The following is a 25,002-nucleotide window of genomic DNA, read 5'->3' as shown; positions in this document are numbered from 1 at the left end:
AGTAGCAAATCATCTTTACACTAACTGAAAACAACTGATGTTATTTTGAAGGTTCAATATGCATGCCACGAGTAGAAGTAAAAAAATTAACCCTTAAAGATTTATCAAAAGCGTTAGGAGTATCTACGGCGACGATCTCTAATGCTTTTAACCGGCCAGACCAATTATCAGCAAAATTAAGAGATAAAATTTTAGCTGAGTGTGAACGGTTAGGTTATACCGGGCCTAATATTGCGGCCAGAGCATTAAGGACAGGGGAGACTGGCATTGTAGGGGTGGTATTGTCGGATCCGCTACGATACAACTTTAATGATGCTGTTGCCCATGGCTTTTTAAGTGGTTTGGCTGAAGTGTTTGATGAACAACACGTCAGTATGTTACTACTATCCAGTAAGGAAACACCTTATCACAAACCAAGTATTGAAGCCGTACCCGATTATTTTATTGTGTATGGTGAACCACGTAATGCCACCGTATTAGAGCGCCTTGAGCGACAGCATAAAAATATTATTACTGTTGATTTTGATTATGGTGGTTACCCTTCAGTCAATATCGATAATTTCCAAGGGGCTTTTGATATCGCCCAATATGCTATTAAGCAAACTAAAGATTGTCAGGTAGCTATCTTGGGACTGAGACTCATTGATGAGCCTCAGTTGACCAATGTGGCTGGTCGGCAACTGTTGGATTCCAGTCGCTCCATTTCCTCTCGTCGCTTAGATGGCTATTTAGGTGCGTTGAAACAAGCGGGCTTGAAAGTAACTCCTGAGCAAATATGGAATATTCCAACCAATGAGGCAGAGATCAGTTATCAAGCCGCGAAGCAGTTACTATTGGCTAAAGACAGACCAAATTTATTATTGTGTATGAGTGATCGAGTCGCTCTAGCTGCGATCAAAGCAGCAGCTGAATTAGGGATATCTATTCCTAGTCAATTACAAATAGTTGGCTTTGATGATATTCCTGAAGCGGCAGTTTGCCATCCTGGTTTGACCACAGTGCATCAACCATTTGTTGAAAAAGGACGGGTAACGGCAAACTTGTTATTACAGGAGTTATCACCTAAAGAGCAGAAAGTTGTTTTACCGGTTGCAGTGGTGAAGCGTGAGAGTTGTTGAGTTGAGTCTATGAGTCATTCGAGAAGGGTATAGAATGTACTTTTTTTATGGGAGGTTACGCTGATTTATCTATGGAAACGTCTTCTGCTAACTTCACTCTTTTTACATTCAGCCCTTCAATAGTCACTGACTCGCTTGGGCCGATCCCTGCACAACAGGCTCTTAAAAACTCAATATCTCCTGTATACTCTATTTCTACAGTATTAGATAACATCATTGAAGTAGCAGATGTGGAGTTTATTTCCTCAACAATTACACCAAACTCACCAGTTAAATCCTTATAAACAAGCATAAATGCAATTTTTTGTTTGGGTGGTGTGACAAAATGAAGCCAAACCACAGCATTTAGTTTTATTGTGTGTTTTGTTTTTTTTGAGCTTTTTGGTTTACTTTGTTTTTGAGGTTTGGGGCTTCTCAGTAGCTTAAAGAAAAAACTGCGTTTTTCTTGGTCTAATAAATCAGTATTATTAGTAGGAACATCAATAAATTCAGATCGAGGAATTTCTCCCAGTTTATACAATTTGAGGTTTTTTACTGAAAATCTTTCGGACATAACCTAACTCTACGTATTTAGTGCCCTTCTGGAGCTAACCGGATATGGTGAACCCATAAGCCGCCATCACGTCTTGGTGCCACCCATAATTCATGACTACGCCCCTTGTGCACCCGGATACCCATTGGTGGAATATCGTGGTCTAAGTTATTATTTCCTTGTTTATTGCAGCCTTTGCCAGCTGGTGCATTGCAACTACTTCCTTCATTAGTAGTTTCTCCCTCATGTTGATAACTGTTATATAAATCAAGATGCTGATAAAGCTTGGCTAGTTCCTCATAATCATGTTGGTTGGGCCACTGGCTATTAGGGTCCGTTGAGTAGTCCATACATGTTTGTTGGCTTGTTCCATCTTCACTGGTATGGTCTAAACCTAATACATGGCCAATTTCCTGACATACAACATGATTTTTTTCACCTGGTATAGCCCAATAAGATGAGTAGCTATCATTCATTTTGGCAGTACCACGGTCGATATGGCCATTAGCATCTAAGCCTATGGTTGCTAAGCCGAGCCATCCGTTAAAACCATACGTTGCATTGCATAAACGCATTTGGCCTTTGACCATGCGACATCTTTTCCGCGTACGTTGATTATCATCAAATGTATCAACACTAAGATTTAACACTACAGAATGAGACCACCTTGATAAAGACTCAACTAACTCACCTTCCCAGCTAGAGGTCATGCTATCAATTACTTTTAGATTGAAAGGGTTTGCTGTTCTAGCCCAATGGTAATTGTTCCAATTATGTTCTGAAAATGCTTGACTTGAAGTGAAAAAGTAAAGAAATAAGACAGAGATTACATGCTTAAACATAAACTACCTATAACTTCTAAAGAATACCTCTAGGAATTTTCATAATTAAGTATAGATAGTTTGAGCCTTAATAGAGGGGGTAAATAGCTATTAAGCGAAGTTACTAATTTTTTATTGGTTATAAAGCATTATATTTTAACTTCTAATCGAAATACAACAAGGGGCATAGCCCCTTTATTACTACTTACGGAGCGGCGGCTTTTGCTTGTAAAAAATTAAACAGGCTAATAGTAACATCAGGAATAGTGATAGTATTTTAGGCTCAGAAATTCTGATTAATCTAACAATATAACTACCATTTATATTATTTGAAGCCCAAGTATTATCAGGGTTAAAGGTAAGGCTATTGCCGCTAGGGGGAGTAGGTGGGATAACGGTATCAATAGAGCTAAAGTCAAGTGTAGATAAAGTAAAGTTTGATAAGTTAATAAAAGCCGTTGCGTTGATAACAGTATCGACGGGAGTATAAATACCCGGTATACCTTCCATGTCAAAAAAAGCCCAGTCAACTAAGGGTTGAAAACCAGTTCCATAGTTTGAGTCAGAATCATCAACACTAAACATGCCTGACAAAAGCATTGGGTTATTGGTATCTGTTACTTGGAATAGTAATAGCGCTGAAAATCCCTTTATTGGAATAAAGAGAAAGCTAGACACTAACACACTGCAAAACAATAACTTTTTGATTGATTGTAATGAGTTCATTTCTGCCGACCTATGTATTGAAGTTATTTAATCCGTTTCTCTGTATTGAGCAAATGTTATACCAGTACCAGTTAATCGAGGAGATAGAAGGAAGTTGATGTACAAATACTATTAGTTTGTATAAAATATAAACATAAGATCGAGTATTGCTGCAAGATAATTTTTTATAACTTTGTTTAGTTTATATGGGAAAATGATGGCTATACGAAGTGATGACAATTCTAGTCAGTGTAATATATATTCAACAAGACTAAATGGTCGTTATTATCAATCAAATCACAAGTGGTATTTTTATACAAGAGAAGGCCCAACTCTTGGACCTTACACTGATAAGGAATCAGCTAAACAAGGTCTTAATGATTATTTGGATTTTTTGACTCTTGCATCATTTACGACACTTGAACTTTATTTTAAATATACGCAAAGGAAAAACGACTCTTAAGTGATATATACTGAGTGACTTAGAAATTTATACAAAGCTAAAACTAACCCTGGCCAAGGTTTTGTAAAAACTCATGGCCAGTTGATACACTAGTTATATTTAATTTTTTTATTGCCAGTCCCAATAAGTACTGAAAGTACCGTCATCAAAAAACATGCTATGAATAGACTCTGTTGGCGGAACTGTACCACCACAAGAGGGATAATGGTAAGGTGTAACAATACTATCGCCATAAGAAAATTGGAAAAATATATTGTAATACATCGTTTTGAATACGCCGTTATAATAACAAACCTGGTCAGCATTAATAGTTAAATTAGCTTTATCTGTACGCCTAAAAAGGACTTTTTGATTAAAACCTATTCTTGTTGGGCCGATCATATAGTCCGTACCGATTCCCATAAGAGAACATGCTGGAATACACTCGCTCATCCATCCTGCCCCACCAGGTTTATGATTATTCCAAATAACAATGTCATTACGTGGAAAGTCTTTCGGGTGTAAATATACAACATCCCAATAGGATTTATAGCCATCGTTATATGCTGCATTGACTTTTGTAATACCCACATCTTTAAAGCCTGGATGAGTATCAAATCTATGAGGCCCATGCCAGTTGGATTGTGACCATACCCAAAAAATTTCCCCTTGAGCAATAATAGATGAATCATGCCCATATTTGGTAGTATTCCATGCGGCTGTTAAATCGGGATCATTTGCACCTGCTAGAGGACCGCTTTCCCAAGTACTGTTACCATGTAGTGAAAACCAGTTTGTAGTCCATTTTGATCCAGTGGAGGCTTCAGACCTTATACGACAAGAATAATTTCTTGTGCATAGCAAGGCATCACCGTTACTGGAGTTCCAAGCCGCTGAAATATTTTTAGTTGAATAAAAAACTTCACCAGCTCCGCCTGACCCTCCATCACCATCAATCTGTTCACAACGTTTATTTATACAAATATATAAGTCATCATGAAGTCTAAATCCCGCCATATCAGCTGCTTGTAAATGAGTTGAAAGCGTTGCAAGCAAGCCACCATAAGCTACTACATAGCCAATTGTATTCTTCATTGAATTTTCCTTAATTCAATTTAATTTTTTGATATCAAAGAATTAACTAAATATATTAGGTAAAACGGTGAAATTGGCTGCAATAAAATACAAACAAATAGAGGTTTGATTTTGAGCAGCAAACTACAGCCATCAAACTATTAGTTTACTTCATAAAATTTATTATAAAATCGTACTAAAAATAATCTTTAGTTAAAGTTGCTATATGTTTTGAGTATTTAGTTATCTTAAAAATAAATTCTGGTAATTTAATGATAATCATTTGCTAGTAGTTGAAGAGTAATATGTATATATAGAGCTTGATGATTCTGTACATGTAAAGGTTTTGATTTCTAAAAGGCTTATCTTGTTAAAAAAATGCTAGTGGTTTATTAACTGTAATGATTTATATTAATAAGTATTTTCTTGTTTTTGAATACTTTTTGTGTGGATGTAAAGTAAAAAACTCTATTTTGATAAAAAAAGAGCCAGCATAAGCTGGCCTTTTTCAAGTTGTAATGAAAAATTATTGCCAAGAGACTGTTGCACTGCCTGTTGGGGTAGCAGGTGCGGAACCATCATCGTCAGCAACAGTTGCAGTTATTGTATTAGTGTGAGGTGTGTTTTCCACTAGGGCATCAAAAGAACAAGAATAGCTATCACCAGGACTTGTAGCAGGTTGCAACTGTTGTGGAACAATACAGGTAGTATTTTTTACCAGGCCTTGTACTTTGGTAATGTCACCAAACTGATCGTCGATTAAACTGGTAACAGATAGTGCTTCGGCATCGGAACTATTAGTGACTGTAACCTGATAGGTGGCAACCGCCTGTGTCACTGTTTTAGTCAGGCTGGCTGCAGGAGGAACATTGCTAATATTAACAGTGGCATCATTTTTAGCTATTAGATACTCTCCGTCATCATCCATGCCTTCGGAAGTGGCGACATTGGTAACCGAGCTATTACCATTGCCCCCTACAAAAACAGTGACGCTACAGCTATAACTGGCTCCAACGGCAAGGACTTGTGGTGTAAGACAATTACCTTGTCCATTAAGATTACCCAATTTGTCGTCCGTCAGGGTGTTGATGGTTACTGTGTCGACAGATGAGGTATTGGTAATGGTATATTGATAGGTAACATTACCACCAGGTTCAGCTAGTTGTGTTGGAGAGGCAGTTTTGACTAGCTCTATAGTAGAGTACATGTTTTGTATTATAACTGTTGCAGAGTCACTACTAGTAATTAAATTACCTTCATCATCACTGCCGCTAGCAGTAATGGTATCGGTTTCTGAGTCACCAGCATTACCATTCACCATCATAGTGAAAGAGCAGCTATAGCTGCTGTTTGGATTAATGGTTTGTGGTGTGATACAGGAACCTACATTATTTAAATTGCCATAAATATTGTCAGTGAGGTCAGTGATGGTAACAGGGTCACTGCTAACACTATTATTACTAACCAGCATGGTAAAGGTAACATTTCCACCAGGTTCCATCACTTCTGTGGGTGATGCGGTTTTCACAACACTAATTTTTGGTAAAACATCACCAATAGTGACAGTAGCAGTATCACTACCAGTTAATGTATTGTTATTATCATCTATTCCTTTAGCAGTGATGGTATCTGTTTCTGTAACGCCAGCATTGCCGGAAATTGCTACTGTGAATTGACAGGTGTAGGTGTCGATTCCGCCAGGGTTTCTATCATCGACAGGAATGTTTTGCGGTACACTACAGTTAGTGCTGATAATATTATTTTGCCCTGCTTGGGTGATATTTCCATAAATATCATCAGTTAATGTGTTAAGCATAACCGCATTATTCGGATCTATGCCCACGTTAGTGACAGAGACGGTAAAGGTAACATTACCACCAGGTTCTTGTAATTGTGTGGGTGAAGCAGTTTTGCTAACGAGTAATTTAGCGGGTGGGACATCAATTGGAATATTAAAGGTTTCATCACATTTACATTTGGCAGGTGAGCCTGGGAACGTATCAGTAGGCTGTATGCAAAGTTCGTTGGCTCCGGATTGTCGCCAACTGGTACAGTAAGGCAAATTTAGCATGCCATCATTATCAGGGTCTATACAAGTAGCCGTTAAGGTAAGCTCGGGGTAAAGTGGATTATGCCCAGGTTTACCTATATCACCACAAGTGTCTTGAATGCCAGATGGGGTAGAGGTTCCTGGAAATGGATCATTGGTGCCATCAAGGTCTAGCCAGGGTGGATCAGGCTCATAGGGTAATGTGGAAATACTACAAAGGCCACTAATAGCACCATCATTATTGGGGTCACCATCAGTAACAAAATAAATACCCACGTCATGTCGTTCTTTGGCTGTTGTTTCCAGTTCAAATGTCGCTGTAAAAGTGACTTTATCCCCTGGGTAAGCACATCCATCATCCATTATGGTAAGTAATGGCTCTCCAGTATCTGGATGAGGAGCAACGCCAGCAATTCGTACATCATTTGCTGTACACTTTAATTCGAAGCCTGCTGTTTCCTGCATACAGAAGCCTTCTTCGGTTTGCATTGCCATATTTGCTGCAATTAAATAATTGCTTTGCAGTATGCAGGATAATATTAAAATTTTTTTGGGGAGATAATATTTTTGAAATAAGTTAGGGGTAGGTTTGAAAATATATTTTCCTAATTATCACTATACCTAAGCCATTAACTGCTGTATATTTGAACAGCATGGAAACTTAATTGAGAAGGTATAAATAATGGCTATCAACAAAGTTCAATTTCAAAAAGGCCTGAGTTTAAACGAGTTTCTCAAACAATATGGTACAGAAGAACAATGCTTTAATACCTTATACAAATTGCGATGGCCAGAAGGTTTTCAGTGCCCCAATTGTGGATACGACAAATGCTGTCAACTCACTACTAGAAAGCTTCAGCAGTGCTATAAATGTCACCAGCAAACATCTGTAACTGCAGGTACTATCTTTGAATCAACCAAATTACCATTAAAGACTTGGTTCCAAGGGATGTATTTGATCTCCCAAGACAAAAAAGGTATATCAGCCATAGAATTACATCGCCATTTAGGTATTTCCTATCAAGCTGCCTGGAGAATGAAACATAAGCTCATGAAAGTGATGCAAGAAAGAGAAGGCACCAAGCAATTGTCGGGTTTTATTGAAATTGATGATGCCTATCTTGGTGGTGAGCGTACAGGTTGCAAAAGAGGTAGGGGAGCAGATGGGAAAATACCTTTTGTAGCAGCCGTAGAAACAACAAAACAAGGTCAACCGACACGAATTAAACTGAGCATTTTAAAAGGGTTTAATAAAGAAGAGATAACGGCTTGGAGTAGGCAGAATTTGGCCAAGGGCAGTACCGTAATCTCCGATGGACTGGCCTGTTTTAATGGTGTCATAGAAGCAGGTTGTCTTCATGATAAAATTGTATGCGGTGGTGGTCGTGCATCAGTAGAGGAACCTGAATTTTATTGGGTTAACACCATCCTTGGAAACTTAAAAAGTGCTTTACGTAGTACTTATCATGCTATTCGCGCTAAATATGCACAACGTTATCTTGCTGAATTTCAGTATCGATTTAATCGAAGATTTAGCTTAGTAGAATTTATTCCTAGGCTAGCATTTGTAGCACTGAGAACACCTCCACTACCAGGTAAGCTACTAAATATAGCTTAGGTATGATGATAATTAGGTATATTTTTGTGACAACATAAAAAACTACTCTCCAATAAACTGCATTAGTTATCCACTATTTTTTCTGATTTGAGTATATCAGTTTTATGCTTGTATTAAACGAAAAATAAATGATTGGATTATTAATGTTTTTCAAGAATTTTATGTTGCTAATGTTTTTGTCTTTATGTTTTTAATTGATCTTTTATGAAAATGTAAATTTTTTTTTAATAAAAAAAGCGCCAGCATAAGCTGGCTCTTTTCAAGTTGTAATGAAAAATTATTGCCAAGAAACTGTTGCGCTGCCTGTTGGGGTAGCAGGTGCGGAACCATCATCGTCAGCAACAGTTGCAGTTATTGTATTAGTGTGAGGTGTGCTTTCCACTAGTGCATCAAAAGTACAAGTATAGCTATCACCAGGACTTGTAACAGGTTGCAACTGTTGTGGAACAGTACAGGTAGTCGTTTTAACCTTGCCTTGTACCTTGGTAATGTCACCAAACTGGTCATCCATCAAGGTATTAACCGATAGTACTTCAGCATCAGAACTATTGGTGACCGTCACCTGATAGGTGGCAACTGCTTGTGTCACAGTTTTAGTTAGGCTAGCCGCAGGAGGTACGTTGCTGATATTAACAGTGGCATCATTCATGACAGTTAATGGTTCGCCATCATCATCAATACCTTGTGCGGTGGCAACATTGGTAACTGAACTATTGCCATTGCCTCCTACAAAAACAGTGACGCTACAGCTATAACTGGCCCCAACAGCAAGGACTTGTGGGGTAGTACAATTACCTTGTCCACTGAGATTACCTAGTTTGTCATCTGTTAGTGTGTTAATGGTTACTGTATCGACAGGTGAAGTATTAGTAACAGTATAACTGTAGGTTACATTACCACCGGGCTCAGATACTTGGATTGGATTAGCTGTTTTTATCAACTCGATAGCAGAAGGTACATTTTGTACAACAACAGTTGCTGAGTCGCTGCTACTAACTGCATTACCTTCATCATCAGTACCACTTGCGGTAACGGTATCGGTTTCTGAATCACCAGCATTACCATTCACCATCATAGTGAATGAACAGCTATAGCTACTACCTGGATTAATAACCTGTGGTGTGGTACAGGAACCGACATTATTTAAGTTACCATAAATATTATCATTTAAAACATCAATGGTAACAGGATCACTCGTTGCACTACTTATATTATTAATTTGCACTGTAAAGGTCACATTACCGCCAGGTTCAATAACTTCTGTGGGCGATGCGGTTTTCACAACACTAATTTCTGGTAATACATCACCAATAGTGACAGTAGCAGTATCACTGCCAGTTAGTGTGTAGTTATTATCATCTACGCCTTCTGCAGTCACAGTGTTGGTTTCTGTATCATTTGCATTACCTGATAGCGCTACTGTAAATTGGCAAGTATAAGTATCTATACCTCCTGGGTTTCGATCATCAACAGGAATGTTTTGCGGCACACTACAGGTGGTGCTGATGATATTGTTCTGTCCTGCTTGAGTGATATTCCCATATATATCATCAGTCAGGGTATTAAGTGTAACTGCATTATTAGGGTCAACCCCTACATTCGTGACAGAAACGGTAAAGGTAACATTACCACCCGGTTCTTGTAGTTGGGTTGGTGAAGCGGTTTTGCTAACGAGTAATTCTGCGGGAGGTACATCAATGGGAATATTAAAGGTTTCATCACATTTACACTTGGCTGGCGAGCCAGGGAATGCATCAGTAGGCCTAACGCAAAGCTCATTGGCTCCAGACTGCCTCCAGCTTGTGCAATACGGTAGATTAAGCTTGCCGTCATTATCTGGGTCTATACAAGTCGCTGTTAATGTTATCGTTGGATAAAGAGGGTTATGGCCCGGTTTATCAATATCCCCACAAGTGTCTTGTATTCCAGAAGGCGTAGTAGTGCCAGGCAATGGGTCATCCGTACCATCAAGGTCGAGCCAGGGTGGATCAGGGGTATAGGGTAACGTCGATATACTACAAAGGCCACTTACTGCTCCATCATTGTTAGGGTCGCCATCAGTCACAAAATAAATACCTACATCGTGACGCTCTTTAGCCGTAGTTTCCACTTCAAAGGTTGCTGTGAAGTTTACGGTATCACCCTGATAGGCACAGCCATCATCGTGTATTTCAATTTTTGGTGTATCGTCAGAGTTTAATGCAACACCTGCAATACGTATGTCGTTGGCTGAACACTGTAATTCAAAACCAGCTGTTTCCTGCATACAGAAACCGTCCTCTGTATCCATATTGGCTGTAGTCATACTGCTGGGTAGTAAACAACAAAAAAATAGGGGACTTCGTTTAATGAGATATTTATATAAGTTGGGGGATACATACTGAGATAAATTTTTTGATGATATCATAGACTTTACACTCCATTGTGTGTTGGCATTTCATGGCCTATTTACTGTAGCAATACTGCGGCACAGTAATTTAAAGTTTCAATTAACTTTAAGTTAAACTAATAAAACTTTCTGATGAGGACAGCTTTTTGTTGGTGGAATTTTTTGAAGTGATAGTTGGTCTGCTATTTAAAATTATAACAGAGTGAGCTAGAAAGAAGGTGAAAGTTTTTATGTTATATTGAAAGTTGTATAGTATTTAATTTTATAGATTTAAATGGTGTGTTTTTTTAATTTTGTATGGTTGGCTGTTTGGTAGCTAAAATCGTCCTATTTTACACTGTTGTTAAATGGCTGAAGCTAATATTTTTATTTGTTAAAGCTAAATTCTTTCTAGGAAACTCATATGATTTATATGGCTGTCATATACCTAACTGGAATTATTATGGTAGAAACGAAGTGTGGTGTAAATAAAAAAGCAAATAATTCTTCTGATTTTTAAGAAGAAATTCTGGTAGGAGGTGAAATTAAATAATTCGCTCCTTTTTTTATAAAAGACTTTGGGTATGCTTAAAAAGTAGAGAGTTTTTAAGTTGAGTTGTTATAGTAGTATTTGACTATTTGGTTGGTTTTGTAAAATAGAGAATTTATCAGATAATGATGAAGTTTATATGAATTGGATATTCGATGGTATAGGGTTAATCGGAGTAGGCTGTATATTAATAGCATACTCATTTATTACGCTTGGTAAAGTAACTGCGGAGAGTATAAATTACCATTTAATTAACATTGCTGGTTCAATATTAGTGCTTATATCTTTATCTTGGACACCAAATTTAGCATCTATCGTAATTGAGGTGTGCTGGATAGTTATAGGAGGATATGGCGTATATAAAATACTGAAATCAAGAAAATTTTAATTTTCCTATTTAAGAAATGCAGGTTGTAGAGTTCATAATAAAAATAAAAACGTTATATTGCTCCTTTTTTAGTAGGCTAGGATTTTACTGATCTTAGTGTTAAACGAGCAATTTCTGGCTTTGAGCCCACTCGCATAGGTGGTCCCCAATAACCAGCCCCGCGGTTGACATACAAATGCGTTTTTTCATGAATATATAAACCTGCAACATAGCGCTGCTGTAATCGTACCAACCAAGCCAGGGGCCATATTTGCCCACCATGAGTATGGCCTGAAAGTTGAAGATCGACGCCCAATTGTGCCGCTTCAACAACAACTTTGGGTTGGTGGGCGAGTAATACAATAGGTCGTGACTGGTCACGACCTAACAGTGCACGAGAAAGATCATGTCCATGTCCTGCAAGATTTGCTTCAAGGTCATCAACTCCAACAAGATCGAAGCTATTTTTTCCTTCTCCTATTGAAACACGCTCGTTGTGTAATACCTGTATTCCTAAGCGATGAAGCTCTTTAACCCATAGATCAGCTTCAACATAGTATTCGTGGTTGCCTGTAACAGACCAGACTCCATCGCGAGCCTTCAAATTGGCAAATGGGGCAACAACGTCTTGTAACTGATTAACCCGTCCATCAACTAAATCGCCTGTAATTGTTATTAAATCACCTTTTAGTGAGTTAGCGATTTGAACAATTCTTTCTGCATAGCTACGGCCAATGGTCCGCCCTAGATGAACGTCAGATATTTGAATAATGGTGTAGCCATCTAATTTATGTGAAAGTCTATCAATAGGGACTTCGATCTCAGAAATACTTGGTTTGCTAATAGCGGTGACCACCCCAATTATTGCTAGCACAATGGCAATAATTGCAGCAGTTCCACTAGCAGCCTGTGCAAGAAATAATTGATGTTCTTGGTTAATGATAATGCCAAAAAATGGCAGTCCCCACTCCAATAACAGGCGAAAGGGATAAGTGATAAAAGTGCAAATTAGTAGAATACTTACAAAGCCAAGTGTTAGATAACCTGGCCAGGCTGACCAATGTACGGCATCATGGTGTTTAATTCTAGATACAATAAATGAAGCAATCAGCAAAAGATAAATCAATACAACAATCATTAAAAAAGTATCAGAAAGAGAAGTATCTCTAAAAAGTGTTGCCCACAGAAAATAGTGACCTCCTATAACTAGGAGGCCAAGACAACATAGGATAACGATGATTTGGTGAGTTTTCATCTTTAATATTTAATAGATAATTAGGCTAAAAATAACTCTGTAGCTCACCTGTACGTCGAACATCTAAGGTGGCGCAATGGAATGCTCCTCCGAAAGGTAAATAATCTGCAAATTTACAGGGGATAGGTTTGAATCCATATTTCTTCAGTTCCTTGATCAGAGGAACTTGGTCTTGCTCTACAATAACTCTCTCTTCATCAAGCATCAATACGTTTAGACTAATCCAAGCGCTAGTCATAGAAGCAAATTTAAATAACATCCCTTTAGGAATAACTGGACGTGGAGCAATAATTATATCCCACGATTTAAACATAGGAGGCAGTTTTGCTACATCAAGATAGTCTGGATTGACTAGCAACTTTCCTGGAGCGAGGGGCATGAAGCTGGAGTCGATATGCATAGGTGTGCGACAACGAAACTCGAGTGTATGAATTCGATAGGTATCTCCAAGATGTCGTTGTAACCACTCGATTCCTGATAAATTTGTTACGTTTGAGCGCATTGCAAAAATATCGCGACCGCACCTAATAAAATCTGCTGCATCGAATACTGGTTCAAATTCAGTAAGAAGGTAGCGCATTGGCTCGCCTTCTAGTGGTGGAGAATAACTTTTGTCAAAAAGCTCATCTAATAGTTCAGGGCGAGGTGCTGCAGTCCATCGAGCGCCTTGAGAAAAATATTCTTTAAATAGGGATCGATAGGCATAACCCTCGAAGAATCTAGAACGCCAAGCCATGGGTGTTTCAATAATCTCATTACCAACTACGAGAAATCCATCGCGAGGACATGCTGTACAAAAACCACGATTTTTCCATGTGGGATGGATGATTGGTTTTCTGCCATTCAAAACGTCTGGACGCCGTACTTTAATACCTTCTGCTATAAGTATTTCTATAAAGGCAAGTAGCTGCTTTTGAGCTGCGTGGTATAAATATCTAGGGTATCGGTGACCAGAAAAGAGACGAAGAATACGTCCACTAAGCTTGGGTAAAGTAAATGTTACTGATGGGTGAGCAGGTGGAACAGTTGCTCCCTCAAGCCGTCCAACGATGACTTCTTCTAATGGGTCCCAGCCATTGTACGATTTGATAGGACATCTCGTAGTAAACTTGGGTAATATTTCAAGCTTTGAAGTCTCTGCATTGGGTTGTAGTGGGGGCTCAGTAGTTTCTAAATAAGATTTCTCAAGTGTTTTGGCTTGTAGGCTCATGATCGCTCCTAATCAGATAACTAATCCTTTGGGTAAATGTTAATGATTTAGTGCCATTTCACTCTCTTTTCTCTTTAGCGTTTGGACCAAATAGATAAAGACAACATGTTGGTTTACAATGAATATTTTGTCTGCCTTAGATATTGCTTTGTTATATCCTCCTATAGTAAAAGTAAAAAACTAAAGTATTAAATTAAAGAATATATGTTTGTTGGAATCTTATCTTAATTATTTATCGTTCTTATATAATAAGCCTTTAATGTGTTGTGTGTCATATTAATTGTTAGTGATTATATGGTTGGTGAAAATAATATATGAATTTATATGGTGCAGTAATATACTGATTTACTTGAAAAATTAATATTTTTGATTGTGGCGTTTTGAAGGATCGTCTATATGATGTGTTTTTTTTATTGAAAAAATGTCTTTGCTGTAATTTTTTTAAATAATGAGTGTGGTATTTGATATAAAGATAATTAGAAATATATTTATAATGAATGGATTTTATATTCACTATTAGATGTAATTGCTTCTATTTGGTTGTCAAAATAATCACTTAAGTTATATGCTTCAAGTGTGTGATAGTCAAAATGTCGATTTGAGGTAATCTTGAAGAGTGATCTATATCTTCATTTTTAGCCGTATAAATCTTAGCTTAAATTTTCTCATAAAAATTTTATTTAAAATATCAATAATGATTCCTTGTGCCTTGCTGAGCGAAAAAATAGCTTACGGCAGTGGTTGTCCAAATAGTGTTAACAGCCCCATTGTTAATGAGTGATTAATAATCAGGTAATACTTCACGTAGAGCATTAATAAATAACCGAGCTGGCTGTGATAATGCTTGATAACGTCGGTAGACTACGCCTGATGATACATGTATCTCTGGCACTATAGGCAATACTTTACAATCTCTCGGTATCAAAGAGGGGATTGAGTAACGGTCTACTAAAGCTATACCTAATCCCTGGGCAGCCATGCGACAGGCTACTGAAAAGTAGTTGACCTGGTTTTGGCTCTTTTCCTGTTTTAGTCCAGGTAACTCGCGTGCGATTAGGTTTGCCCACCAAGTATTTCCAGAACACCAGATAACAGAAGCATTCATCAGTTGTTTTCGTGTTAAAACCTCAGATGATGCTAAAGGGTGATCCTGCTGCATTAACGCAACAATACAACTGTTACCCAGTGACTCTATCATTAGCCCTGGGTTGTCGGCTGGAAAATGGACAATGCCAAGTTCTGCTTCTCCTTGGGCTATACGGTTGGTAATGCCTGCATTTTGTTGTACATCTAGTCGTATATGCAGCTGAGGAAAGCGCTGTTGAAACTGGCTGATTTGTGAGGGTAATAGCTCTTGCGCGAGTGCTGGTGGTGCCATTAACTCAAGTGTTCCTTGCTCAAGCGTTGCCATTCGCTGTCCTAGTTGGTTTAACCGTAGTAGAGAACGTTCCACATCTTGAGCAGCGTTAAACAAGGTTTTCGCTTCTGGTGTAGGTTGTAGCCTGCCGCCAAGCCGTTGAAATAGAGGATAGCCAAGACGTTGTTCAGCATGTTGCAATGACTTAGTTACTGCTGGTTGGGAGATATGTAGTTGCCGGGCAGCTTCGCTTAACGAGCCGGCTCGCATAATAGCAATGAAAATCTCTATATGACGGGCTGAAAGGAACATAACTTTGAGTTATACCAAATGTATTTATTTCTATTATTCCTTATGGTTGGTTTCTTCGACAATAGCTAGTTAAACCAGCTTAGGATTTTGAAAAATGAAGGTTGTTGTCATTGGTGCAGGAGTTATAGGTCTTAGCTCTGCCTGGATGTTATTACAACAAGGGGTTGAGGTGGAGCTACTGGATCAGGCAGCTGAGCCAGCAGCGGGTTGTAGCCATGCCAATGGTGGACAGCTCTCTTACCACTATGACATTCCAATTAACCAGCCGACATTACTTCGGCAGATTCCTATGGCCATTTTGGGGCGAGATCCGGCGCTAGCAATAACCCATGAAATAGGTGCTGACTTCTTAACTTGGGGCTTAAAGTTGTTGGCCTGTTCCCGCAGTGCTCGCAGTAAAAAATCTGCTTTTTTCATGAAACAGTTGGGTAGTCGCTCAAGAGAGCTAATGGCTTCATTGCAGCACGAGTTGGGATTGTCATTTGAACACCGTGCTTCTGGAAAACTCTATCTCTACTTTGATCAGAATAGTTGGTATCAGGCCTGTGAGAATTCTGCTAACCAGCAACTTTCTACACAACAACTGTCTACACAAGAACTGCAGGAAATTCCAGGTATTCATGGTTGGGCGGCCAATGCGATTGGTGCATTAATTCAGCCAGCAGATGAGTGTGGTGATGCTGCACTTTTTTGTCGGCAACTTTACGGTAGACTTCAGCAGCACCAGGGCTTTAAAGCAAGGATGGAGAGCCCTGTGACTGATATCCAGGTTGAATCGGGGCGGGTTTTGCAGCTGAGTACGTCTACTGGACCAGTACAGGCAGATCAGTATTTGATAGCTGGTGGATGTGGCAGTGTTCAGTTGGCTCGAAAGGTGGGTATCAGACTGCCGATTTATCCAATGAAAGGTTATAGTTTGACTGTTCCAGCAACAGATAAATGCCCAGATATTTCAATTACTGATACCCAAAGAAAAATGGTGTACTGTCGTCTTGGCAACCGATTACGAATTGCTGGATTTGCTGAATTTTCAGGTTGGGAGTATCGTATTCGTCCAACAGCCATCAACAAGATGCTAGCTGCTGCACGTCAGTTGTTGCCAGAGGCAGGCAATTATAACCAGATATTGGAGCAATGGTGTGGAATGCGCCCGGTTACTCCTGACAGTCTACCACTGATAGGCCAAAGCAAGTTTGCCAACCTCTGGATGAATACTGGGCATGGAATGTTGGGTTGGACCCATGCGCTAAGTTCAGCTGAGCTTATTACCCAGCTAATTACTTCGAAAGATGCCCAGGATACACCTTTTGATATACAGCGAAAGATGTATATCAAAAGGCCTGTAAACACTATTTAAATATCACTGTTTTGACTGTAAAAACACTAATTAATCGACTTGGTTTGCTGCGCTTGATGAAAATGTAGGCGGCATAACGAGACATAGCGTTCGTTGCCGCCAATTTCTACTTGTGAACCTTCGGTTATCACTTGTCCATCAGCCCCTGTGCGAACGACCATTGTTGCTTTGCTGCCGCAGTGACAAACGGTTTTCAGCTCGCTAAGTTTTTCTGCCCAAGCAAGCAGGTAGCGGCTACCTTCGAATAGCTCACCCTGAAAGTCGGTTCTTAAACCATAACAAAGCACTGGGATATTCAGCTTATCCACCACATGACACAGTTGTTGTACTTGTTCGCGGGTTAAGAACTGGGCTTCATCTAATAACACGCAATCAATTGTTTCTTGGTCGTGAAAGGTAGCAATTTCACTCAATAAATTGCTGGACTCGTTAAAGAGTTGTGCTGGCGCCTGTAAGCCTATTCTTGAAGTAATCGTACCTATTGCATAGCGATCATCAATGGCAGCAGTAAACAGCAAGGCATTCATTCCACGTTCTTTATAGTTATAAGCCGATTGTAATAAAGAGGTGGACTTGCCTGCGTTCATGGTGGAATAGTAGAAGTAAAGTTGCGCCACTGTATATTAAGCCTAGTTAGGTGATTTATGTTGGCACAATATACCTTTTGCCTATTCAAGAGGCAAAAATAAAAAGCCACTGCAGTTGCAGTGGCTTAGGCTATGATAGCTATATTCTTCGCGAATGATTAACTATTTATATTCATTAATGATCTTTTGTACTTCACCCCGGCTTTGCATTTGCTTTAATGTTGCATTTAACTGGCTGATAGTTCGATCATCAGTTTGTTTATTCATGGCTAGCCATAAACCATTTGAATGAAAGGTGAACACATTAGTTAGCTTCATGTTTTGACGCTTGGCTATATAGGGGCCTGAAAGTGAGCTGGTTGCCCATACATCAATTTTCTTTAGTTTTAATTTAGTGACATTAACTACATCATTTTGCGCAGTGTCAACTTTAATGCCTTTCTCTTTCAGGTAGTCGCTGATGGGGTCAGATGCAAAACTACCGACCCGATATTTTTTTAAATCTTCTAGATTGGTAATTTTAATATCACTTTCGGGGTTGGTTAAAATAATCCAATCTTCTTTAAATAAAGGACCAACCCATTTAAATTTTTGCTCACGCTCCGGGGTTCTGAATGCAGAGTAAATACCATAGCTTGGTTTGGTTAGAGCTTTGTTAAAGCCGCGATCCCAGGAAGCATATAAAGTAATTTCTAGCTCGTTTTCAAGAGCTGAACGGTTGAATACTTCGCGAACAATATCAGTGGCAAAGCCAGTAACTTTTTGATTGCGCCCAAAGGTGCTGTCTGTAATTGTCATATTTAATGGAGGGAATGGCTCAGTCACCAAGTGAATGGATTGAGCAGAAGTATTTGCTAAAGCGAAAATGCTTAATAAACCGGCGATACAGCGACCAAGCTTCATTGAAGAGTTCCTCGTACGTAACAATTTGTATATATGGTTAAATTTTGTGCAATTTTATATGAATCGTGTCACTATTAAATTGTGAGGCTCACCTATTTTGTTAAGTAATTACCGAAGTGTGTTGAAAAAAGTGCTAGTAAAATAAATTCTACTGATAAAGAATGCAAGGCGATGATAAATGGTGTTTATTTTGGTAGGTATCGTTCCTTGCTTTTCTATAACCAATTGATCTACTAGTCCAAAATTCGTCCAGTATTCACCTGCTTTGCCAGTTGTTGCATTTGCTGATTAAGTGCAGCCATGAATGCTTGGCTTTCGTCATGTTGGGCAAGCGGTGAGCCAATGACAACATCACTAAAGAAAGGAACCAGTAGCTTTTCCCCTTTAGGTAGTGATTTGCCTAAACCGTAAGTGAATATAGGGATAACCTTGGCGGTTTGATGAGTGCTTGCCAGATGAAAAATACCTTTTTTAAATTCACCTAATTGTTCAGCTTTACCACGGCTCCCTTCAGGAAATAGGATTAAAATATCTCCATTGGTTAACGCTTGATGGCACTCATCTAATACCGATTCTTTGGGAATAGAGCCATCTCGATGGATGGGAATAATATTTAATACTTTTGATGAAAACCAGCAAAGCCAACGGTTTTTCATAAAATAGTCTGCGGCAGCAACCGGTCGTAATCGGTAAAGTTGCTTAAGAGGAAATAAACTCATTAATACCATTGTATCTAAATGGCTATTATGATTAGCTGCCAGAATAGCGGGACCTTGGTTAGGTAAATTTTTCTTGTTGTGAACATTCAGGCCAATAATGAAAAAGACGATCGGCCTGACCAATAATGTAAAGAATAAGATTTTTAACCAATTTTTCATTAGTCGGTTTTTCCAATACTTTCAAATTAGTTAGTTAATGATGCTTTTTTAGCCAAAGTATAAGGTTTAATATAAAAAGTACATTTTTTGAAATGTCTTAATAGTGTAAATAACGAATAAAATGAAAAAACAAAGGGGCAGTAAAGGTTAAACTGTCAACACGGTCTAAAACACCACCATGGCCGGGTATCATTGAGCCGGAATCTTTGATACCTAAGTCGCGTTTGACTGCTGAAATAGAAACATCACCAATAAACCCAAAGAGGCTGATTAGTAATCCCGCACAAATACTATAGGTCAAATTAAGTGGGGTTAATAAGGGAGCGAGCAGAACAGCCAGAATGGTTGTTGCAAATATACCGCCTAATAAGCCTTCGATAGTTTTTTTCGGGCTTACAGCTGCAAGTACTTTATTTTTACCAAAGAGCTTACCAAAAGTGAACTGTGCAACATCATTGAACTGAGTGAGTAGCAGCAGAAAAAGTACCAACCCTAAGCCTGTAAATACGCTTTCATTGGTTGGTAGCTGAATTAAATAAGCCATATGGCCTAAAGAAAAGACAGTGAGCAATAATAGCCAGTTAATAGTACTGGCAGCAACAGTGAACTGTTTGGTATTGCCGATGAGCACCATTCGCATCGGGATAAATAGCATCATGTACATTGGAATAAAAACAATAAACATGCCGTACCAGCCGATGTATATCCAATAAAACTGAATGGGAATAGCAATATAAGCCCAAAAGATTGGTCGATGATCAGTACGACGGGTGGGAATAATAGAAACAAACTCTTTAAATGCTAAGTAGCTTAATACACCAATGGCGGCAATGGTGAATCCTTCGCCTATAGCAAAACAAGCAAGAATTACTGACACCATGACCCACCAAGAGTTGATGCGTTGCTTAAGTTCTGTTACATCTCGTTGTTTCAAGCCCAGCCCATAACAGACGAGCGAAGCTATGATCAACAGTCCATAAATACCTGCAAAAACCTGTAAGATAACAGGAGGTAATGACATAATGCCTACTCCAGACAAAACACAAAGTGAAAACCAAGTGAACTATAGTATAGTTTTATTGCCTTACTAAACACAGTTAGTGAAGTATAACTACATAATGCTGAAGGATGTACCAAGTAGCACTGCAGATTGGTTGATTGATCGTCAATACGGATGAGCTGCTTACTTAGAAAGTAGTTGATGGTTTTCTAAGGGGAAACGTCGAAACAAACATAATTTTTACATTGAATTGTAAAGACTCAGATTGCTGTGAGCTAGCTCCTATAAACGCCAGGAGTCGAGTGGCAGAATGCAGAAAATGTTTTGTTTATACCCTAATAGTTTTATATAGGCCTTCTACATGAAGCCAAAAAAATATATGTAAACTTTGTAAATAGATTTCATTAAATTTTATATCCAATAACAATGCTATCCAGAAAATAAAAAAAAGAGGACTGGATTTTAGAGGTAAGAAAGGATGTTAGAGATCACCCCGAGTTCCAATAAGCCTTTTTTTGGAGTCGTTCAATTATCAACTTCATTAGGTTATAAGCAGTTATTTCATCCAGAAGCTGCGCGGCACCGACCCGATGTAAACTATCTTGCAGGGGTGCTACATATTACAGATCAGGTATCCAATAATCGAGGTATGCTAATTATTCAGAATGAGTTACGCCAGGAGTGGAATAAACTCTTAGAAGACAAGCATCAACTACTAAGCCATTATGTGAGTCAAATTAAAAGCCGTTATAAAAAAGAAATGCCTAATTGGTTAAACCATTTATCAAAACAAAAAAAGCTGGTCGATGTTCCTTGGAATGATCCTACTATCTGGCAGTTAATTCGGATGGTATTGCTTTTTGATGAAGGCTGTCATTTTTTGATGTGTGCAAAAAAGCAGCAGTTAATTACTGAGCAATGTTTTAGCCGGGCTTATTTGGAGTTGGTAAGACCAATCCGGTTTTGTTTGGCTAGAATGCTACGTAGTCTGGAGGAACGCCATTTATCCTAATCGAAAGGCTATTTAGGGTTTGTTGGTAACTAGTAGGAAATAGCATGTTGGTGTAATTGGCGGTAATATAGAATTACCTCAAGAGTTGTGGATTCACTTGAGGCTTATGCAAAACCCTATATTGTAAAAGCTAGCAAAATAAAGGGAGGTAAATATGGGGTCAACTTACCAGATGACCTTGGTTGAACAATATGAACTGGCTGAAAATGTACTTGGTTTTCGGTTTTCACTCCCAGATACTAGCTTCCAGTTTATTTCTGGGCAATTTATTTCTCTGCAAATTCCATGGCAGCAACAGATTATTAAACGAAGTTATAGTATTGCGTCAAGTCCTCTGTTGGCTCAGAAGCAAGGTCTGTTAGAAATGTCGGTCGCTTTAGTAGAAGGTGGCCGCGCCAGCCAATATTTGACTAATATGCAACCAGGCGATCAATTAGAAATGATGGGGCCTTATGGGCGGTTGATCTTGCCAGAACAGTTACCCAGTCGCATTGTATTGGTTGGAACTGGTACAGGTATCGCGCCTTATCGAGCGATGATTCCTGAGCTGAAGCAATTGGCTAAACAAGACTGTCAAATTGATATTGTAATGGGTGTCAGGACCCCGTCCCACTTATTTTATCATCAAGACTTTTCAGAGCTGGCTGCAGAATTTACTAATGTACATTACTGGGTTTGCTTTAGCCGGCAAGAGGTGAGTGACTCTATTTTTGATAGCGAGCATTTACATTTAAATAATCATTACACCTCTAAAAAAAGCTATGTACAAACACTTCTGTCTGAATTGGATTTAAATCCAGAGAATACAATCGTATTTTTGTGCGGCAATCCAGCAATGATTGATGCTGCTGCTGTATTGCTTCAAAATGAGAAGGGTTTTCCAATCAAGCAAGTAAGACGTGAGAAGTACGTTCTTTCAAGTAGTTGACACCAAATTATTAGAGGGCCCTTAAATATACGCGTATTGGCGTATTAATATCATGATGATAATCCCTACTTTTTAAAGGGAATATAGCAAGGCGTTGTGCACTGCCTTGCAGCTACATTTTTTTACAAAACTGGATTACTTATCTGTTGTAAATGAGAATCATTTTCTATAATCTTTGCCCTTTAATTAAATAGGTCCCTCTAAAAATAGTAAAAGTCGTTTTTAGATTTAGAGCTGACCTAATTTTAATCACCAAGGAATTATAGGTTTGTAAAATGAAAAAATACCTTGCCTTATCAGCAACTTTGTTTTTCTCTGCTACCAGTTTTGCTCAAGAGCCTATTAGAGTTTTGGATGTTGGAGTAATGGGACTTGCTTCTCATGATTTGTTTCAGTGGAATGGCAAAACTAAAACCAATGAAGAAAATGGTCGATTTGATTTAAGCACTATTTTTGATTATGGAAATGGAGAAAGAATTAGACAAGGTGGTAATACTAAAAACTCAAGTAATGCTGCAGTATTTACGGTTACTCAAAGTTTGGTGAGTTTTTACTATGGACAAAAAGCATCCTTGCTTATGTCCAGACAATTTACTGAAGAGCAAGCTCATGAGATAGCAAGAAAAGCAACAGTTGCCTTTTTTGTTGGCATGGTAAAAGAGTCATATCAACGCTTTGCTGGTGAATCATTGCCAGAAGTTGCTGATAGCGGCAGCGTTACAGATGAAGAGCAAGCTGTGATGCGTGCTTTACATGATATTCTTCCTGGCAAGATTTCCGTTAACCGTGGAATATCCTCACAAACATTTGAGGTAACGGATTATAAAACAGCAATGACTTTTCTTTCTCCAACAGAGCTTAATCAGGAAGTTAAGTTTTTTGATGGTAAATATGATGTTGAATATTTAAATGTAACTGTACCAGGCCCTCGTGGACTGCAAACAATAAACTTGCAAGATAAAGATCGTGAGTTTGTGGAAGGGCAAACGGGTTTTAACTTTCCCATTATGCTTGCAGAACTGGGACGATATGGGAACCAAACACAGCAATACAGTCAGAGCCTAATTGACTCCACAAGCTTTGGTTACCATTTAGAAAAACTTTTTGCAAAAGGCTTATGTCATACCAACCAGGATGGAAGCAATAATCAGTGGGTTGCTCCTGGTATCCAGTGTGAGTAGATTTTAAACGCTTTTGATAGTGTGGCTTCTTTTTGAAGGCACACTATTTCATTTCTTCAAGTACATCCTTTTTTTGATTTCCTTAATTAATAGTTCAATTTGCTCAAGATAATCTGAAGAAAGGTGCCAGGCGGCGTATATATGCCGGGTAATAACTGGAGCATTTTCAAATACTGTGATACTTCCTGCATCGATATATTGACTGATAAGACTGGTTGGTAAATAAACGCAGCCACCACTGGTGAGTAAAAAATCTAATGCAATACGGGTATTATTGGTATGAAGAATAGGTGGTGGGGTGTTGGATAACTGTTTACTTAGCTCGATACCAAAGCGAACTCCCCAATCCATCATAATCCAACGTTCTAGTTTAGGAGAGCCGTTATCCTGATAAGCGACTTGATTTCCCACTAATACCAATTCTAAGCTCGTTAGCATTTCATACGACAGTTCATCCACCTTGGGTGGATCGAGAATAATGGCTAAGTCTAATGATCGCTCTAACAGCCTTCTTGGAATGATTTCTGTGCTCAGGCTTTCAGCTCGAATGGCTAAGCTTGGGGTGCTATCAAAGACACGATTGATATTTTCATGTAAGAGGATATCCCAAACATTCGGTGTAGCGCCGATAGCAATTTGTGCTTGTTGTACTTCATTGATAACGGCTACTTGTTTTGCTCTTTCCCAAGCAGTAAGCACTGCTTCTGCATGCGGTAATAGTCTTTCACCACCTGTGGTTAGCTTCAAGTTATTGCGATGACGGCTGAATAGAGGAACACCCAGGTGTAGCTCTAACTGTCTTATTCGTGCGCTGACGGCTGATTGAGTTAGGTACAGGTTTTCTGCTGCTTTGCCAAAGTGTCGGGTTTTTTGGACCTCAAGAAAGGTTCTGAGCAGCTCTGTGTCCACAAAAATTACTCCTGACGAGAAAAAAAATTCATTTTACAGAACAACCATTACTTATTAAAAAGTCTGTGTAAAGGGTATGTCTTACTTATGGGTAGTGTGGCATGAAAGGGCAATATGATCATACAGGTTTCTTCCGCAGCAATGCGGCATGGTTTGACGATGTAAACTATTTTCATGGTTTTCATCGATGTGGTGAGTATTCTATTAGCGAGGCTGACTTTCTTAGTTTTTATGGTCGTAGTCTGAACGAGCTGTCTACAGCTACAAGAGAACCACAAACTGAGCAGGAGCGGTCACTATTAGAAGTGTTAAATGGACAAAAGCTGCCAGAAACATTTCAGGAAAAGACATGGCTTAAGTATTTGAATAAGACCCGGGATATTCCAATAGTAAGCTCGGTGCATTATTGTGACCATAGCCGGTCTTATTATGACAGTGTTGAAGACTATACATAGTTCATTCTTATAA

General features: G+C 38.8%; 23 protein-coding genes. 9 read left to right on the top strand and 14 right to left on the bottom strand.

Going from position 1 to position 25,002, the window contains the following annotated elements; genetic code table 11:
• The first annotated feature begins 62 nt into the window (after positions 1 to 62).
• A complete protein-coding gene (locus tag G4Y78_RS23750; RefSeq protein WP_163835367.1) occupies positions 63 to 1,118 on the top strand; it encodes a LacI family DNA-binding transcriptional regulator in 1,056 nt (351 codons plus the stop codon).
• A 55-nt stretch (positions 1,119 to 1,173) separates the two neighbouring features.
• Here the strand turns inward: G4Y78_RS23750 and G4Y78_RS23745 are convergent, their stop codons facing one another.
• From G4Y78_RS23745 to G4Y78_RS23735, 3 genes are all read right to left on the bottom strand, one after another.
• A complete protein-coding gene (locus G4Y78_RS23745) occupies positions 1,174 to 1,671 on the bottom strand; it encodes a hypothetical protein (protein ID WP_163835366.1) in 498 nt (165 codons plus the stop codon).
• Positions 1,672 to 1,688: 17 nt separating this feature from the next.
• Positions 1,689 to 2,492 carry a zinc metalloprotease gene (locus tag G4Y78_RS23740; RefSeq protein ID WP_163835365.1) on the bottom strand — a complete coding sequence of 268 codons (804 nt, stop codon included), beginning with the start codon at positions 2,490 to 2,492 and terminating at the stop codon, positions 1,689 to 1,691.
• A gap of 180 nt (positions 2,493 to 2,672) precedes the next feature.
• On the bottom strand, positions 2,673 to 3,197 hold the full coding sequence (locus G4Y78_RS23735; RefSeq protein WP_163835364.1) for a hypothetical protein: 525 nt from the start codon (positions 3,195 to 3,197) through the stop codon (positions 2,673 to 2,675).
• A gap of 193 nt (positions 3,198 to 3,390) precedes the next feature.
• Between G4Y78_RS23735 and G4Y78_RS31800 the strand changes: the two genes are divergently transcribed.
• Complete coding sequence (locus tag G4Y78_RS31800; protein WP_222937569.1) at positions 3,391 to 3,639, top strand: DUF6316 family protein; 249 nt, start codon at positions 3,391 to 3,393, stop codon at positions 3,637 to 3,639.
• A 108-nt stretch (positions 3,640 to 3,747) separates the two neighbouring features.
• On the opposite strand, the gene G4Y78_RS23730 is transcribed toward G4Y78_RS31800, so the two are convergent.
• The gene (locus G4Y78_RS23730) at positions 3,748 to 4,713 is read right to left on the bottom strand and encodes a hypothetical protein (RefSeq protein WP_163835363.1); all 966 of its coding nucleotides are present in this window, start codon (positions 4,711 to 4,713) and stop codon (positions 3,748 to 3,750) included.
• A 505-nt stretch (positions 4,714 to 5,218) separates the two neighbouring features.
• Complete coding sequence (locus tag G4Y78_RS23725; RefSeq protein ID WP_163835362.1) at positions 5,219 to 7,237, bottom strand: DUF7507 domain-containing protein; 2,019 nt, start codon at positions 7,235 to 7,237, stop codon at positions 5,219 to 5,221.
• Between the two features lie 187 nt (positions 7,238 to 7,424).
• On the opposite strand from G4Y78_RS23725, the gene G4Y78_RS23720 reads away from it, so the two are divergent.
• On the top strand, positions 7,425 to 8,360 hold the full coding sequence (locus G4Y78_RS23720) for an IS1595 family transposase (protein ID WP_163830705.1): 936 nt from the start codon (positions 7,425 to 7,427) through the stop codon (positions 8,358 to 8,360).
• Positions 8,361 to 8,637: 277 nt separating this feature from the next.
• Here G4Y78_RS23720 and G4Y78_RS23715 read toward each other — a convergent pair whose 3' ends face one another.
• Positions 8,638 to 10,626, bottom strand: a complete 1,989-nt coding sequence (locus tag G4Y78_RS23715; protein ID WP_163835361.1) for a DUF7507 domain-containing protein — start codon at positions 10,624 to 10,626, stop codon at positions 8,638 to 8,640.
• Between the two features lie 791 nt (positions 10,627 to 11,417).
• On the opposite strand from G4Y78_RS23715, the gene G4Y78_RS31895 reads away from it, so the two are divergent.
• Positions 11,418 to 11,666, top strand: coding sequence for a CBU_0592 family membrane protein (locus G4Y78_RS31895; protein WP_456242948.1), 249 nt, complete (start codon positions 11,418 to 11,420; stop codon positions 11,664 to 11,666).
• 76 nt (positions 11,667 to 11,742) lie between these two features.
• On the opposite strand, the gene G4Y78_RS23710 is transcribed toward G4Y78_RS31895, so the two are convergent.
• The 3 genes from G4Y78_RS23710 to G4Y78_RS23700 form a co-directional block, all read right to left on the bottom strand.
• Entirely contained in the window at positions 11,743 to 12,783 is a 1,041-nt protein-coding gene (locus G4Y78_RS23710) for a metallophosphoesterase (protein WP_163835360.1), read from the bottom strand.
• A gap of 142 nt (positions 12,784 to 12,925) precedes the next feature.
• Positions 12,926 to 14,110 carry a hypothetical protein gene (locus tag G4Y78_RS23705; RefSeq protein WP_222937568.1) on the bottom strand — a complete coding sequence of 395 codons (1,185 nt, stop codon included), beginning with the start codon at positions 14,108 to 14,110 and terminating at the stop codon, positions 12,926 to 12,928.
• Positions 14,111 to 14,891: 781 nt separating this feature from the next.
• A complete protein-coding gene (locus G4Y78_RS23700; RefSeq protein WP_163835359.1) occupies positions 14,892 to 15,779 on the bottom strand; it encodes a LysR family transcriptional regulator in 888 nt (295 codons plus the stop codon).
• Between the two features lie 94 nt (positions 15,780 to 15,873).
• Between G4Y78_RS23700 and G4Y78_RS23695 the strand changes: the two genes are divergently transcribed.
• Entirely contained in the window at positions 15,874 to 17,136 is a 1,263-nt protein-coding gene (locus G4Y78_RS23695) for an FAD-dependent oxidoreductase (protein WP_163835358.1), read from the top strand.
• A gap of 26 nt (positions 17,137 to 17,162) precedes the next feature.
• On the opposite strand, the gene G4Y78_RS23690 is transcribed toward G4Y78_RS23695, so the two are convergent.
• The 4 genes from G4Y78_RS23690 to G4Y78_RS23675 form a co-directional block, all read right to left on the bottom strand.
• Positions 17,163 to 17,753 (bottom strand): thymidine kinase, encoded by a 591-nt coding sequence (locus G4Y78_RS23690; protein ID WP_163835357.1) that lies wholly within the window; start codon positions 17,751 to 17,753, stop codon positions 17,163 to 17,165.
• Positions 17,754 to 17,885: 132 nt separating this feature from the next.
• Positions 17,886 to 18,626 (bottom strand): substrate-binding periplasmic protein, encoded by a 741-nt coding sequence (locus G4Y78_RS23685; protein WP_163835356.1) that lies wholly within the window; start codon positions 18,624 to 18,626, stop codon positions 17,886 to 17,888.
• A gap of 233 nt (positions 18,627 to 18,859) precedes the next feature.
• Entirely contained in the window at positions 18,860 to 19,504 is a 645-nt protein-coding gene (locus tag G4Y78_RS23680) for a lysophospholipid acyltransferase family protein (protein WP_163835355.1), read from the bottom strand.
• A gap of 97 nt (positions 19,505 to 19,601) precedes the next feature.
• Complete coding sequence (locus G4Y78_RS23675) at positions 19,602 to 20,525, bottom strand: phosphatidate cytidylyltransferase (protein ID WP_163835354.1); 924 nt, start codon at positions 20,523 to 20,525, stop codon at positions 19,602 to 19,604.
• A gap of 457 nt (positions 20,526 to 20,982) precedes the next feature.
• Between G4Y78_RS23675 and G4Y78_RS23670 the strand changes: the two genes are divergently transcribed.
• The 3 genes from G4Y78_RS23670 to G4Y78_RS23660 all read left to right on the top strand — a co-directional run bounded on the left by G4Y78_RS23670 (position 20,983) and on the right by G4Y78_RS23660 (position 23,625).
• Positions 20,983 to 21,516: a hypothetical protein gene (locus tag G4Y78_RS23670; protein ID WP_163835353.1), complete on the top strand. Its 534-nt coding sequence runs from the start codon at positions 20,983 to 20,985 to the stop codon at positions 21,514 to 21,516.
• Positions 21,517 to 21,670: 154 nt separating this feature from the next.
• A complete protein-coding gene (locus tag G4Y78_RS23665; protein ID WP_163835352.1) occupies positions 21,671 to 22,444 on the top strand; it encodes a ferredoxin--NADP reductase in 774 nt (257 codons plus the stop codon).
• A 275-nt stretch (positions 22,445 to 22,719) separates the two neighbouring features.
• Entirely contained in the window at positions 22,720 to 23,625 is a 906-nt protein-coding gene (locus tag G4Y78_RS23660) for a hypothetical protein (protein ID WP_163835351.1), read from the top strand.
• Positions 23,626 to 23,673: 48 nt separating this feature from the next.
• Here G4Y78_RS23660 and G4Y78_RS23655 read toward each other — a convergent pair whose 3' ends face one another.
• On the bottom strand, positions 23,674 to 24,534 hold the full coding sequence (locus G4Y78_RS23655; protein WP_163835350.1) for a LysR family transcriptional regulator: 861 nt from the start codon (positions 24,532 to 24,534) through the stop codon (positions 23,674 to 23,676).
• Positions 24,535 to 24,635: 101 nt separating this feature from the next.
• On the opposite strand from G4Y78_RS23655, the gene maoP reads away from it, so the two are divergent.
• Positions 24,636 to 24,989, top strand: coding sequence for a DUF413 domain-containing protein (maoP, locus tag G4Y78_RS23650; RefSeq protein WP_163835349.1), 354 nt, complete (start codon positions 24,636 to 24,638; stop codon positions 24,987 to 24,989).
• Positions 24,990 to 25,002: the final 13 nt, after the last annotated feature.

Origin of the sequence: Spartinivicinus ruber, from assembly GCF_011009015.1 — a bacterium.
Taxonomy (GTDB): domain Bacteria; phylum Pseudomonadota; class Gammaproteobacteria; order Pseudomonadales; family Zooshikellaceae; genus Spartinivicinus; species Spartinivicinus ruber.
Note: the sequence above shows the minus strand (reverse complement) of the source record. Positions and strands in the feature narration are given on the sequence as shown.